Annotated in this window: 14 protein-coding genes; 10 read left to right on the forward strand and 4 right to left on the reverse strand. The window is 42.9% G+C overall.

Features of this window, described 5'->3' with window-relative positions; genetic code table 11:
* Positions 1 to 6: 6 nt before the first annotated feature.
* Both O3A65_02450 and O3A65_02455 read right to left on the reverse strand, forming a co-directional pair.
* Positions 7 to 219: a DUF465 domain-containing protein gene (locus tag O3A65_02450; GenBank protein ID MDA1331323.1), complete on the reverse strand. Its 213-nt coding sequence runs from the start codon at positions 217 to 219 to the stop codon at positions 7 to 9.
* A gap of 14 nt (positions 220 to 233) precedes the next feature.
* Complete coding sequence (locus tag O3A65_02455) at positions 234 to 968, reverse strand: RraA family protein (GenBank protein ID MDA1331324.1); 735 nt, start codon at positions 966 to 968, stop codon at positions 234 to 236.
* Between the two features lie 534 nt (positions 969 to 1,502).
* Here O3A65_02455 and O3A65_02460 point away from each other — a divergent pair.
* From O3A65_02460 to parC, 4 genes are all read left to right on the forward strand, one after another.
* Positions 1,503 to 2,465 (forward strand): LysR family transcriptional regulator, encoded by a 963-nt coding sequence (locus O3A65_02460; GenBank protein MDA1331325.1) that lies wholly within the window; start codon positions 1,503 to 1,505, stop codon positions 2,463 to 2,465.
* A gap of 140 nt (positions 2,466 to 2,605) precedes the next feature.
* The gene (locus O3A65_02465) at positions 2,606 to 4,594 is read left to right on the forward strand and encodes a DNA topoisomerase IV subunit B (GenBank protein ID MDA1331326.1); all 1,989 of its coding nucleotides are present in this window, start codon (positions 2,606 to 2,608) and stop codon (positions 4,592 to 4,594) included.
* Complete coding sequence (locus tag O3A65_02470; protein ID MDA1331327.1) at positions 4,591 to 5,031, forward strand: DUF3859 domain-containing protein; 441 nt, start codon at positions 4,591 to 4,593, stop codon at positions 5,029 to 5,031. The genes O3A65_02465 and O3A65_02470 overlap by 4 nt, the downstream gene beginning before the upstream one ends.
* A gap of 61 nt (positions 5,032 to 5,092) precedes the next feature.
* On the forward strand, positions 5,093 to 7,471 hold the full coding sequence (gene parC / locus O3A65_02475; GenBank protein MDA1331328.1) for a DNA topoisomerase IV subunit A: 2,379 nt from the start codon (positions 5,093 to 5,095) through the stop codon (positions 7,469 to 7,471).
* Between the two features lie 52 nt (positions 7,472 to 7,523).
* Here the strand turns inward: parC and O3A65_02480 are convergent, their stop codons facing one another.
* A complete protein-coding gene (locus tag O3A65_02480; protein MDA1331329.1) occupies positions 7,524 to 7,811 on the reverse strand; it encodes a DUF1330 domain-containing protein in 288 nt (95 codons plus the stop codon).
* A gap of 103 nt (positions 7,812 to 7,914) precedes the next feature.
* On the opposite strand from O3A65_02480, the gene O3A65_02485 reads away from it, so the two are divergent.
* The 5 genes from O3A65_02485 to O3A65_02505 all read left to right on the forward strand — a co-directional run bounded on the left by O3A65_02485 (position 7,915) and on the right by O3A65_02505 (position 11,219).
* On the forward strand, positions 7,915 to 8,889 hold the full coding sequence (locus O3A65_02485; protein MDA1331330.1) for a nitronate monooxygenase family protein: 975 nt from the start codon (positions 7,915 to 7,917) through the stop codon (positions 8,887 to 8,889).
* 308 nt (positions 8,890 to 9,197) lie between these two features.
* On the forward strand, positions 9,198 to 9,515 hold the full coding sequence (locus O3A65_02490; protein MDA1331331.1) for a hypothetical protein: 318 nt from the start codon (positions 9,198 to 9,200) through the stop codon (positions 9,513 to 9,515).
* A 172-nt stretch (positions 9,516 to 9,687) separates the two neighbouring features.
* A complete protein-coding gene (locus O3A65_02495; GenBank protein ID MDA1331332.1) occupies positions 9,688 to 9,969 on the forward strand; it encodes an ArsR family transcriptional regulator in 282 nt (93 codons plus the stop codon).
* 61 nt (positions 9,970 to 10,030) lie between these two features.
* Complete coding sequence (gene ylqF, locus O3A65_02500) at positions 10,031 to 10,879, forward strand: ribosome biogenesis GTPase YlqF (GenBank protein MDA1331333.1); 849 nt, start codon at positions 10,031 to 10,033, stop codon at positions 10,877 to 10,879.
* 49 nt (positions 10,880 to 10,928) lie between these two features.
* A complete protein-coding gene (locus O3A65_02505) occupies positions 10,929 to 11,219 on the forward strand; it encodes a DUF1330 domain-containing protein (protein MDA1331334.1) in 291 nt (96 codons plus the stop codon).
* 55 nt (positions 11,220 to 11,274) lie between these two features.
* Here the strand turns inward: O3A65_02505 and O3A65_02510 are convergent, their stop codons facing one another.
* Positions 11,275 to 12,447, reverse strand: coding sequence for an MFS transporter (locus O3A65_02510; protein MDA1331335.1), 1,173 nt, complete (start codon positions 12,445 to 12,447; stop codon positions 11,275 to 11,277).
* A gap of 227 nt (positions 12,448 to 12,674) precedes the next feature.
* Between O3A65_02510 and O3A65_02515 the strand changes: the two genes are divergently transcribed.
* Complete coding sequence (locus tag O3A65_02515) at positions 12,675 to 13,397, forward strand: DUF1499 domain-containing protein (GenBank protein ID MDA1331336.1); 723 nt, start codon at positions 12,675 to 12,677, stop codon at positions 13,395 to 13,397.

The raw sequence follows: 13,397 nt of genomic DNA on the forward strand, positions 1-13,397 counted from the left end.
GTTTTTTTACGCCAGTATGTCTGGGATCTGCGCTTTTTGAAGTTGGGTGATCTGATCTCTTAGTAACAGTTTGCGTTTCTTTAGTCTATGTATTTGTAATTCGTTGAGTGCGTAGGATGCGCTAAGTGCCGTAACTGCCTCGTCAAGATCGCGATGTTCTTCTGTTAGGGCGGCAATGCGATTTTTTATTATTGAGGTTGAGTTAAATATTTCTGCCATATCGAGTTTAGTAATCAGTAGCGGTTATAGATCTCAATTGCTTTTAAAATGGATTTTTCGCGCTTAATAATAGGCATCATTTTAGATTCTTTTTGATTGTACTCAGTGAGTAGTTTGAGGACGTCTTCGGCTACCTCGTGGGGAATGACAATTACGCCATCAGGGTCGCCCACTATAAAATCTCCTGGGTTTACCAAAACTCCTCCGCACATCACTGCAATTTGTTTAGCAACAGGGACCATGCGTCCAACAGAGGTGGCGGGACTTATCCTCCTAGTAAAGACTGGGAATTGGATTTCTTTAATGGCTGTAATGTCTCTCGTAGCGCCATCAATGACGATACCTTCTAGCCCTCTAATTTGTGCAGTTGTTGCCATCAAATTCCCAATTGCAGCAATATCAAGCCCTTCTTCCATGACGTAGACTAATATGCTCCCGGGCTCCGCAGAATCTAGAATTTGCAAATGATAGGGCGGAACTTCGCTGTAAACATTATCACCGGGTTCTATTCGTGTCATAAGTACGGTGGCTGCCTTTCCCACGATCTTGACGTCGAATAGAGGTTTCATATCCGCACTCATCCAGCCGCGATGTCCTGTAACAGTTTCCACTGCATCCGCAATGTTACCGGTGCTGTTTTCTGAGGTTCTCAGTTGCGTAATGATCTCTGTATCCGTGAGCGCAAGCGCCGACGCGACGTGTATGAATAAACCGCCAAAAAAGATTGATATAACCCGACTTAGAGCCATGTCACTATTCCTCCAACGCGTTTAATTCAAAATCTGATGCAAGCCTGCTAAGAATACAGCAAAAATTGTTCATTAATGCCCGCTTGATTAAAGAAAAAAAAGCCCCCAGGAGATGGGGGCTAAGGGAATTTCTCTTTAGAGGGAGGTAATTTGAAGAGAAACCAAACTTAGGAAGCGTAAAACATTGCTTGATAACTATTATGAGGCATATGGTAGTTTCATTCTAAAAATTTAACAATACTGCTAAATTGAATATGATATATTCATAAATATACATAAATAATGTTTAATATCTTTTTCTAACCTTTGTCACTTGACTGAAACTATAATATTGCAGCACAAGAAAAAGCTATTAGTCATAGGCGCTTATATAAAAGTTCTTGCATTAGTAGGAGATTCAGAAGAAGAGATGAGACGATATTATATTTGTTGCAACGCATTAATAGCACTTCGTGCTTAATATATTCTATTAAATTGACAAATACATATAATTAACGGATATTCATTCTAATTTATAAGTAAATAAGGTTAATTGTGGATAGATTCAGATTGATGAACCTCTTTGTTCGTATTGTGGAGACGGGCAGTTTTTCTGCTGTGGCGAGAGAGTTGGAAATGCTCCAGCCCTCTGTCAGTAAACATATGAATATGCTCGAACAGGGTCTTGGTGTCCGTTTGCTCAACCGAACAACGCGTAAAATTTCATTGACTGAGGCTGGAAAAGAGTATTTTGAGCGTTGTCAGCGGATCATAGATGATGTTAATGAGCTGGAAACTGAGGTGTTTGGCTTAGTAGATAAACCGACTGGCACGTTGCGAATCAGTAGTCCGGTTGCGTTTGGGCAAATCTATATGCTCCCACTCTTGTTGGCATTCCGGAGCCAGGTTGCTGAATATGGTGTCGATCTTTCATACGATGATCGTTACTCCGACCTGGTGCAAGAGGGCTTTGACGTTGCGATACGGTTTGGAGAGCTTGAAGATTCTCAGTTAATTGCCCGTCATGTTGGCAGTAGTGCGCGGGTTTGTGTGGCGTCGCCGTCTTACTTATCAAAACATGGAACGCCACAGGTGCCTAATGATCTAAAAAATCACAACTGCATAACTTATACACATCTTTTTTCTAGTGTTTGGCCATTGCGTGATGTTAATGGTTTGCTTTCAATAAAAGTAGGAGGTAATTTCAGGGCAAATAGTGGGTACGCTATTCGTGATGCAGTATTGAACGGAGTTGGTATCGCGTTAGTGCCGTCATTACTGGTTAAAGAACAGATTGAGGGCGGAACCGTGGTTCCAATTTTGAATGAGTATGCTCCTGACCCTATTAAGATTTCTGCTGTTTATCCTTCCAACCGCCTGATTCCGAGGAAGGTGAAACTTTTTGTTGATTTTATGAAAAAGGAGTTTCTAAAGATTCCATTGTTGCATCCGCTGATACCACTGCGACCTGTGCCGAGGTTGAGGTCGAAGCCCGCTGTCGTTGTCGAGGCGGATTAATAGCTTGCTAATTGCGCAGTCTTGGAACTTAGTTAAACTGGCGGCGTTCAAAGTTTTGAGTTGTGATCTGCAATGCATGTTGCAGTCCCGTTAAATCAAAGAGTAGACGCTTAAAAAATCCGTGAACGGTAAAATTTTGTATGAATAAAAGAGCCACTAAATATACTGCTGACGACATCGAAATTCTCGAGGATTTATCTCCTATTTTGCATCGACCTGGTATGTACACTGATCCGATCAACCCAAATCATGCATTAGTGGAGATCATTGATAATGCCTCAGATGAAGGTCTAGCGGGATACGCAAAGAGTGCAGAGATTAAACTTTATGATGATGGTTCTGCTGAGGTTATAGATGATGGCCGAGGAATTCCTGTGGACATCCACAAGACCAAAAAAATTCCCGCAATTCAGGTTATTTTTACGACGCTGCATTCAGGTGGCAAATTTCGTAAAACCGATTCTGAGTCAGTTTATCGGATCGCAGGTGGTCTTCACGGGGTTGGTGTATGCGTCAGTAATGCACTTTCGACAAAATTAGAGGCAGAAGTAACGCGAGATGGCGTCGTGCATCAAATTACGTTTGGCCCTAACGGCAAAGTTCAGGTGCCTCTTAAAAAATTAAAAGAGGTGAAGAGTAATAAAACGGGGACACGTATTAGATTTTGGCCAGATGCAAAGTATTTTGATAGTGTGAAATTTGATGTTGTCGAGCTTACCGCATTGCTCAGAGCCAAAGCGATGCTATTGCCCGGCGTCCGTTTTTCTCTAGGCGTTGAGAAGAATGGTACATTCGATACGCAGAGCTGGCATTTCCCTAAAGGTATAGAAGGTTATTTTGCCGAGGCCATTTTCGGTCAGGATGCTGTGGCGAGTACTTTTTTTGGTGAGCGTTATGTTACGACTCCATCTGAGTCTAATTTATTTGCGGAGGGTGAGGGCGCTCAGTGGGCAATATCCTGGACAACGGAGGGAGAGATTATTAATGAATCCTACGTGAATATGATTTTTACGCGCCAAGGAGGTACACATGTATCTGGGCTTAGGGATGGTGTGTATCAGGCGATTAGGAGTTTTATCGACCATCACGCAATGGGGCAAAGAGGGTTAAAGGTTGTACCTGATGATGTTTGGTCGAGAGCTAATTTTGTTTTAGCGTGCAAAATTCTCGACCCACAGTTTAAAGGTCAAGTGAAAAATGAACTTATTTCGCGCGATGCGTTTAAGCTCGCGTCGCAAATGATAAGAGATCCTATTGAGTTGTGGTTGAATCAACATGTTGATGAGGGCAAGCGTATTGCTGAGTTAGTCTTGCGGCAAGCGGTGCAGCGAACCCGTGCAGCACAAAAAACAGAACGAAGGAAAACATCTGGAATAGCGGTGTTGCCTGGAAAGCTAACGGATTGCGCCTCAGAAGATCCTACTCGCAATGAACTTTTCATCGTAGAGGGCGATTCCGCAGGTGGCTCAGCAAAAGGGGCGAGAGATAAAGAATTTCAAGCAATCCTGCCCTTGAAAGGGAAGCCTAAAAACACGTGGCAAGATGCGCCAAGCTCGCTTTATTCAAACAAAGAAATCGAGGCGATCGCGCTTGCCATAGGCGTGGATCACCACACTTTGGATGACCCAATAGATTTAACTAATTTGCGTTATAACAGAATCAATATTCTTGCAGATGCGGATGTTGACGGTGCGCACATTCAGGTTCTACTCCTCACGTTATTTTTCAGACATTTCCCAAAGTTAATCCAAAGAGGTCATATTCATATTGCTCAGCCACCACTCTTCCGAGTTGATGTCTCTTCTCAAGGAAAGAATAACCCGGCGCGCAAGTTATATGTTCTGGACGAGTATGAGCTCAAAATATTAGAAGAAAAATTGCTTGATGAAGGTGTCAAACGCGAAGGGTGGTCGGTGAGTCGATTTAAGGGGTTAGGTGAAATGAGCCCAGATCAACTATGGGATACAACGCTTAATCCAGATACCAGACGAACCCTACAAGTGACTTTTGAGGATGTTATGGAAGAGTCATTAGATATATTTGGAATGATGATGGCGCGCGAGAATGCGGGTCAACGCCGAAATTGGATGGAGGCTTTTGGTAACTTAGTGGAGGCTGATTTTTCATGAGTAAATTTTTATTGTTTTTTCAGTCCGTAGCGGTGTTAATGTGTTTTCTTTTCGCTAATGGGGTTGCAGCACAAGGAGTCAAGATCTCTGAGTATGGTATTTATGATGACAATCAGAAACTCATCAGAAAATCAAAAGTCGTTCCTGCGGGTCAGGTTGTTAGATTTGGTTTCTGTTTCGAGGCCTTCGTAAATTTTTTTGATGACGATAAGTATATGCTCACGCAATCATTGGTTCACCCTGAGATATTGAGTGACGAGGGGTGGCCTAATACGGGATATAACGTACCTCGTAAATTTAAAGTCGAGAATGGAACGGCATTTGGATGTGTTGGGTATAACGCTCGGTCAAAGAAAGAGGCTCCAGCGGGAGAGTGGGTATTCAGTTTGTCCGATGGTAGTGATGAATTGCTTAAATTTACTTTTAGTTTGAAATGATAGATAAGACGCGTAGTTGTAATAAAAGAAAAATATGAGTCAACAGAAAGAGTTATTTGAAATGAGTAAAGTAGAAGAAAAACAGATGAAGAAATCTAATGCTGTTTCTTTGAGAAAAGCTACGGATGTGCTTCCTGATTATTTTGCCCCTTTAGGGCGCATTAATTTTTCCGATGTCATTCCATTAGGTAGATACGCGTCAACTCAATATTTGCAGTACGCCATAGCTACGGTCAAAGATCGAGCCCTGCCACGGCTTGCCGATGGGCAGAAACCGGTTCAGTCAAGAATTTTGTACGCAATGTGGGAGATGAATGCAATTGCCGGGAATCCTAGAAAAAAATCAGCCCGTGTAGTCGGTGATGTCTTAGGTAAGTTCCACCCTCACGGTGATTCATCGGTCTACGATGCTTTAGTTAGAATTGCCCAGAATTTTACACTTCGTTACCCTTTAGTTGATGGCGAGGGAAACTTCGGGTCTAGAGATGGTGATGATGCTGCGGCAATGAGATATACAGAGGCTAGACTCACGAAATTTGCCGAGGTGTTACTCATTGAGTTAGATCAAGGAACAGTTGATTTTATTCCTAACTATGACGGCAGTGTCAATGAGCCTTGTTTACTGCCCGCTCGTTTGCCTGTTTTGTTGCTCAATGGCGCAAGTGGTATTGCCGTAGGTATGGCAACGGAAGTGCCAAGTCATAATCTCGTGGAAGTATCTTTGGCGGTTGTGTCCCTCATCAAGAAGCCTGACATGACAATTAAGCAGGTCATGCGTCATATAAAGGGTCCAGATTTTCCGGGAGGGGCTCAAATTATTACCAGCCCATCGGATATTGAGGAAGTTTACGCTACGGGTCGAGGTGCTGTTCGAGTCCGAGCGAGATGGGTTGTGGAGAAATTAGCAAGAGGTCAATGGCAGTTGGTAGTTACAGAGCTGCCTCCTGGTGTTTCATCTCGAAAAATTCAAGAGGAAATCGATGCGATAACGAATCCGCAGCCGCAGGCTGGGAAGAAGTCAATTACAGTAACGCAGCAAAAAGAAAAGCAAGCAATGTTGTCGGTTTTAGATCGAATGCGCGATGAGTCGGATCGTAATAATCCAGTTCGTATGGTCTTTGAGCCTAAGACATCGAAAATCGGTGAAGATGAGTTCATTAATACATTACTTGCACGAACGAGTTTAGAAACAAATGCTCCTATTAACCTTGTCAATGTTGGCTTGGATGGTCGTCCATCTGGAAAGAATCTTCTTGAGATATTAACGGATTGGATTGAGTTTCGGCGGGCAACTGTAACGAAACGTACACGGTACCGTTTAGAGAAAGTTGAAGACCGTATACACATTCTAGAGGGAAGATTATTGATCCTTCTCAATGTTGATCAGGTTATAAAAATTATCAGGAATTCCGAACAGCCTAAACAGGATTTAATGTCAGAATTTAATTTATCGGACCGTCAAGCAGATGATACTTTGGATATGAGGTTAAGACAGTTAGCCAAACTCGAGCATATTAAAGTAGAGCAGGAGCTCAAAAACCTAACAAAGGAGCAAAAATCTTTCAAGGCTATTTTAAAGAATAAGAATCATCTTGAGCAGTTGATTATCGAGGAGATTGAATCTGATACCAAACAGTTTGGTGATAAACGGCGCACCGTCATAGAAGTATCCGAGAAATCTGTGCTTGAAGTTAAGGCCTCAGATGATCCGATCACCATAGTATTCTCCAAAAAAGGCTGGATTCGAGTGCGGCAGGGTTGGGATGTTGAGCCTAGCAGCTTAAGTTTTAAGGAAGGAGATGGACTCTCATCGATCATGCAATCCCGATCGGTTGATCCCGTTGTATTTATAGATTCGAGAGGTAGGGCGTACAGCATTGATGCCAATATACTTCCGTCAGGTAGGGGGGACGGCGTGCCCGCTTCCTCCCTCTTGGATCTGCAGGATGGCGCTCAAGTGATGCATTGTCTTGCGGGTACTGCAGAATCAAACGTATTTGTTGCAACGACGGGTGGGTATGGGTTTTTTGCGAAGCTAGGTCTTATGGTTTCTAATCGGCGTGCGGGTCGAGATTTTATGTCAATGCCGAAAAATGAAACACCCATAACACCACAATTCTTTAACTCCGAAACGGATCGCTTGGTGGTTGCGGTGTCTGAAAAGGGCAAGTTGTTAATATTCTCTTCTGAGGAAATTAAGTTTCTCTCCAAGGGGCGAGGCGTGATTGTGATGGGGTTAGATGATGACGATAAGCTGTCCGCAATCGGCCTACAAAATAAGAGACTAGTGAAGATCATAGGCCAGTCACCTAGGACGCAAAAGGAAGATACTATTTTGTTAACTGGTGAAAAGTTTGAACACCATTACCTTAGGCGTGCCCGTATGGGTCGAGTGCTACCGAGAAAATTAAAAGGTCCTCATAGGATTATAAACGGTTGACTTAGCTTGGTATGAGGGCAGATCTAAGCTTTTGGCGTCTTGCTGGATGGCGCTACACGCCTGTCATTGCGACCATGTTGAAGACGGCTGTGTCTTTTCGTAATTTTTTTGCTGCTTGATACTCTTTAGATGCATACCATTGGTGAATAGTCTCCATATCAGGAAACTCAGTCATAATAAGTCTTTGTGGTATCCAGTCCCCTTCTATATTCTCTATCTTCCCGCCACGAACGAGAAATTTAGCACCATATTTTGCAAGAGAGGCGCCCACTGCCGCCCTATATTCTTCGTACCCTTCTGGGTCTAAAACGGTAATTTCCGCGATGAGGTATGCTGACATTCAGAATTAGCCTTGTTTGGATTCAATGTATAGACAAATATATACAAAGTTTTTAATTTGAACAATATTTTTGATAATTTTCTGAGTTGAAGGGTAGCTAGAAATGAGGACACGAATTACTGAGCTTTTAGGCATCGATTACCCCATTATCCAAGGTGGTATGCACTATGTTGGGTTTGCCGGATTAGCTGCTGCGGTTTCTAATGCTGGAGGGCTCGGTACGATTACTGGCTTGACTATGAAATCGGCTGAGGATTTACGTAATGAAATCCGAAAGTGTAAATTACTCACGGATAAACCTTTTGCAGTCAATCTCACGTTCCTTCCTTCATTGACAGCTCCAGACTATCCCGCATACGTAAAGGTCATCATAGAAGAGGGTGTTAAGGTCGTTGAGACTGCTGGGCGTAATCCTGAGCAGGTCATGCCTGCGTTAAAAAAAGCTGGGATTAAAGTGATCCATAAATGTACCTCCGTGAGACACTCGCTAAAGGCCCAATCTATTGGTTGTGATGCGGTTTCGGTCGATGGTTTTGAGTGTGGCGGCCATCCTGGAGAAGATGATGTGCCCAACTTTATACTTCTACCAAGAGCAGCTGATGAACTCGAGATTCCGATCGTTGCCTCCGGTGGTATGGCGGACGGGCGTTCGTTGGTTGCTGCTTTGGCATTAGGTGCGGACGCAATCAATATGGGTACCCGTTTCATGGCAACTCAGGAAGCACCTTGCCATTCAAATGTGAAGGAGGCTTTGCTTCGGGCGACCGAACTGGATACCAGGCTTGTTATGAGACCTTTACGTAATACTGAGCGTGTGCTGAATAATAATGCTGCGCAAAAACTTCTTGAGAAAGAACGCACCCTAGGAGAGAACATTAAAATCGATGATGTTCTAGATGAGGTTGCTGGTGTCTATCCTAAGGTGATGCTTGGCGGGGACATGGAAGCGGGCGTTTGGTCTTGCGGAATGGTTGTTGGATTAATTAACGATATTCCTTCATGCAAAGAGCTGATCGAGCGAACGATGTCTGAGGCAATCGCTATCCTTAAGAAAAGAAGCCAACAAATGTCAGTATGACTACCTTTGGATTTATAGATATTTTTCCTTAAACCGATATTGGTAGGGTAGTTTCTTCAGTAACGATGCTTCCAGATCGGGGAATTCTCGTTGTTCCAACTGGTGTCGTAAGCGCAGACTTTGTTTTTAAAAAAGAGCAGAATACGAGCCGGAGGTGAGGTCAGTGTCGCATGGATGGGCATCTTGAGGCTTCCAAATATTTTCGAGATTGTCTTGCTCTACTTTAAGTCATTTATAAGTAATCTATAGGTAATCTCTGAGTCTTGATAAAGTAGTAACGTTTTGTTTTAAAAGAAGGAGGTTGGGAAATGATTAGAATTTGCAGATTGAGCCTATCTATACTTTCTATGTTTTTACTGGTAAGTTGTGGCGAAGCGACTACGGAAGAGGCGGGCATATTCCTTCAGATAATGCTCAAGGATAAAAAAGGGCAGGAGATCAGTTACCTGTCGTTTAATCCAAATGTTAAGACGCTGGAGGCATGTAATGCCAAAGCAGAAGAAGATATGGATGATATTGTTAAGGGGCTACCACCCGAATATAGCGGGTCAACGGTTACGGGTTGGTTATGCTCTTTTACAAACCCGGAGGCTGGAAAAATAAAAATAGATCGAGTGGATTCCTAACGGCGATCGGATTCGTATATAAATATGGGGCTTTTTTTGGTTTAAGATGAATTGTGTAATGGCAGGGTAAATCACTGGCATTAATGTGAGCTATAATTTAAATAACGCGCCTGATTAGCGCAAACTCAAACTTAATCTGCCGATTATTGATGTAATTTTGGATGGTAAATGCATGAGTGAAAATATTCTTAAGTATTTAAGAATCCAAGGTGAACAGCTTGATGCTGACATTTCAAAAGCCTTGAAGATCCCTAAGGCGCAGCTCGAAAAGCAGTTATCTGAGCTATTAGCGGCAGGGGCAGTGATATGTTGCCATATGACTCGTTTTAGTGGTGATAAGAAAATAGAAGGCATGAGCTATCGGCTATCAGCCCACGTACCCCCAAGAGCGCCAGGCAGGAAGCCAGGAGCAAAATCTAAAGCAGCAACGAGTGATGATGCTGACGAAGATTAATGTACGTTTATTTTTGTCGCAGAATCTCCCTAGCTAAATCTTAATTAAATTTCTCTAAATTGTGGCGCTCATAAACTGGTTCCCTGGCCATATGGCGCAGGCGAAGCGAGACTTAAGCAAAGCACTGGCTTCAGTTGATGTCGTCGTGGAGGTTCTTGACGCCCGTATGCCGGCGGCTAGTGCTAATCCACTTTTTGAGGAATTGCGTAAGGAAAGGCAGCGTCCCGCACTAAAGGTTCTAAATAAGGCAGATCTAGCCGATGAACAAATAACTGAGCAATGGGTCCGTTATTTCTTGGATCAAACATCTTTGGCAAGTGCGCTTCCTATATTCGGGAAGTCCAAACAAGAGGCACGTAAGATTATTCAGCAGTGTCAGAAGTTAGCGCCTCATCGCACTGATGCGATTAAGCCCCTGAGGTTGATTGTCACGGGTGTGCCTAATGTTGGTAAATCAACGATCTTAAATGGTCTGCTAGGTCAGGCGAAAGCAAAGGCTGCCGATGAACCTGCAGTCACGAAAATGATCACTCGATATGAGGTGAGTGATCAATTAATTATTTATGATAGTCCAGGGGTTATGTGGCCAAAGGTTGATACTGTTGAGACTGGCCTTCTTCTGGCGGTCAATAATGCAATTGGCGTTAATGCGTATAACATAGAAGATGCTGCCATTTTTTTAGTACAAAAAATGCTTGAACGATATCCTGAAGCAATATCAGATCGATATAAAATCCAACTCGAAGGGATTGATGCGGTCGCGTTTATTGAATTAATCGGAAGGCAGCGTGGTATGCGATCGAAAGGTGGTAATGTTGATTTTGAGCGTGCCGCTCAATTGGTTGTGACAGATTATCGACATGCTAGGTTTGGACGAGTTTCACTGCAGTCGGTTAATGATTTAGTTTAAAATTAAAAAAAATATAGACCAAATCAAATTTTAAAAAAAGGATGAAGAGATGGCAAAAGCTTATTGGATTGCGTTTTACCATTCAATCAATGACCCAGAAGCAATGGCAAGGTACTCGAAGTTAGCAAGACCAGCTATTGAGATTGGAGGAGGACGTTTTATGGCTCGTGGTATGCCAGCTAAGGTGTACGAGGCTGGGAAAGAGGAACGTGTTGTGATGATTGAGTTTGATAGTGTTGAGCAAGCTGTCGCGACGCATGATAGTCAAGCGTATAAAGAGGCGCTTGATGTTATGGGTGACGCGGCTGTGCGTGACATGCGGATTGTGGAGGCGACGTAATTGAATTAGACAGTTTTTTGAAAAGGTGCTCGGTAGATTAATTAATCTCCAGGTTCTAGATAGGTCGTAAATTAATTTTAAGTTTCTTGGCAAAGAGGAGACCTAATATCAGCATACAAACCCCGACGCTTATAAAGCTGATGGGATAACCATATATTGTGGCTAAGATTCCGAAAACGATTGTGCCAAGTGCTTGTCCACCAAATAGACTCATAGCAAAGATTGAGATTGCAGTGCCCCTAGCTTGAGGATACATCTCCGTTGCTTTTGTTTGTAGCGTGTTGTGCAATATATAAAAACCAAACCCGCCGAAAATGCACCAGATTTCGATGAGGACTATAGAGTGCATGAACGGTAAGCCGATAAAAAATAGGAATAATACTGAACCCCCAGTCATTACAAATCCAACTTCTCCTATAATGGTCTGTAACCTCCTTATGGAAATCGTGTACAACACTCCGCCAAGACCAAAACCAGAAAGTAGCAGCCCAATTGTCATATAGTCGAGGTTTAACTCCGTTTTTATCCATACCCCAACAAACGCAAAGCTACCATAAAATAATGCACCTTCGAGATGCACCATAACTAACACAGTTTGGCACCAAGGGTTTTTGAGTATATTTAAGTAATTTTTAAAATGGTGATTCTCCGGTACTGCAGGTTTCTTGGGTGCGCATGACGACTGATATTTTTGGTCAACTGCAAACAGTGTTAACGTCACGATGAAAAAGGCGATAGAAAAGAAATAAAAAATGGTTCTCCAAGATGAAATTTCTGCTAGGGCACCACCAAGCGACGGTCCTAAGATTTGTCCTAACAATATGAAACTGATGAAATTTCCAAGGCTGGCTTGACGGTTTTCATAACTTGTTTGGTCTCCAATCCAAGCAAGTGAGACGGGTATGATTCCCGCGGCCCCAATGCCAGTTAAGAAGCGTAAGGCAGTTAACCACTCTAGATCTTGGGCGAAGGCAGACCCTAAAGAACCAATAGCGACGATTGCGGTCGCTACAGATACCGTTTTCAAGCGACCATGACGATCACCAATGGGCCCATAAATGATTTGAAATAATCCGTAGGCGAGCGTAAAGGCGGCGACCACTGCGGCTGCCGTAGCGTGAGACGTATCGAATTCTGCAGCAATGTTCGGTAAAAGCGAGTCGAAGACTCTTAGGTTAGCCCCAGATAAAAAAGCAGCAGAAGCGAGTACGATGTAGCGAAGGTTCATAATTGAGGTTTAAAAATACATTATTTATATGCCGCTAGATAATGGATGTTTGTTGACTGCTTTTTGAAGTAATATCAATGGACCGTGTTTTATTGTAAATGTTTACGATCAATAAGTTGCTACGCTTGTTCGAATGACTGTAGTTTGTAGTGCATCTTTAATTTTCCTGAGAGGTGAAAATGTTCAGCAATCATCTGCAGAGTAGACAAGTAAATCGAAGGAGAATCATGTACATTGGTTTTGTTTTGGCACTTTTGTGTGCTTTTGCTGCTTTGAGTTCGGGCCTAGGCTATCGTTTAGGACTATGGCACTTTAGGACTGGATTTAAAATCCTAACATGGTCTGCTTTTTTATCGGGAGCAGTGCTGATAATTTTATTGGCTGGTATGTTCTTCATTCAAAGTAAGACACGCATGGATTCTTTCGTTGGATTTTTAGGGCTCATCATTTGCCTTGTGATGGTCTATGTACCCTACAGCTGGAAGAGGATGCTTGATGCGCATCCATATATCCATGACATTACAACAGATACGTTAAATCCGCCTGACTTTGTGGTCGTGCGTAGTTTGAGAAATGCAGAGCATCATTCCACTGACTACGACGGACTGGAGGTCGCAGAGCAGCAAAAAAAAGCTTATCCAGAGCTTAAAACGTTAGTTGTGGATGCTCAAGCCGAAAATGTTCGGTTAGAAGCGGTAGATGTTTTAATGAAAATGGGACTAGAAATTGTGAGCTCGGAAGCTGATTCTGGTCGAATAGAAGCGACGGCGACAACCTTCTTATACGGCTTCAAAGATGATGTCGTGGTTCGGATCGTTGAAGATGAGAGAGGTAGTATGAGGATTGACGTGAGATCAAAGTCACGTGTTGGAAAAAATGATTTTGGTCAGAACGCTAAAAGAATTCGTCAGTTTACCAATGGCCTAATGCTGCGTTTCGCGAAAGGTTGA

This window comes from Pseudomonadota bacterium, from assembly GCA_027624715.1.
Lineage (GTDB): Bacteria > Pseudomonadota > Gammaproteobacteria > Burkholderiales > Eutrophovitaceae > Eutrophovita.

Bases quoted from the DNA above. Each gene is read 5' to 3' on its own strand.
- O3A65_02470 (MDA1331327.1), top strand. From the start codon at position 4,591: ATGAGTAAATTTTTATTGTTTTTTCAGTCCGTAGCGGTGTTAATGTGT.
- O3A65_02450 (MDA1331323.1), bottom strand. From the start codon at position 219: ATGGCAGAAATATTTAACTCAACCTCAATAATAAAAAATCGCATTGCC.
- O3A65_02490 (MDA1331331.1), top strand. From the start codon at position 9,198: ATGATTAGAATTTGCAGATTGAGCCTATCTATACTTTCTATGTTTTTA.
- O3A65_02510 (MDA1331335.1), bottom strand. From the start codon at position 12,447: ATGAACCTTCGCTACATCGTACTCGCTTCTGCTGCTTTTTTATCTGGG.
- O3A65_02480 (MDA1331329.1), bottom strand. From the start codon at position 7,811: ATGTCAGCATACCTCATCGCGGAAATTACCGTTTTAGACCCAGAAGGG.
- parC (MDA1331328.1), top strand. From the start codon at position 5,093: ATGAGTAAAGTAGAAGAAAAACAGATGAAGAAATCTAATGCTGTTTCT.
- O3A65_02485 (MDA1331330.1), top strand. From the start codon at position 7,915: ATGAGGACACGAATTACTGAGCTTTTAGGCATCGATTACCCCATTATC.
- O3A65_02495 (MDA1331332.1), top strand. From the start codon at position 9,688: ATGAGTGAAAATATTCTTAAGTATTTAAGAATCCAAGGTGAACAGCTT.
- O3A65_02505 (MDA1331334.1), top strand. From the start codon at position 10,929: ATGGCAAAAGCTTATTGGATTGCGTTTTACCATTCAATCAATGACCCA.
- O3A65_02465 (MDA1331326.1), top strand. From the start codon at position 2,606: ATGAATAAAAGAGCCACTAAATATACTGCTGACGACATCGAAATTCTC.
- O3A65_02455 (MDA1331324.1), bottom strand. From the start codon at position 968: ATGGCTCTAAGTCGGGTTATATCAATCTTTTTTGGCGGTTTATTCATA.
- O3A65_02515 (MDA1331336.1), top strand. From the start codon at position 12,675: ATGTACATTGGTTTTGTTTTGGCACTTTTGTGTGCTTTTGCTGCTTTG.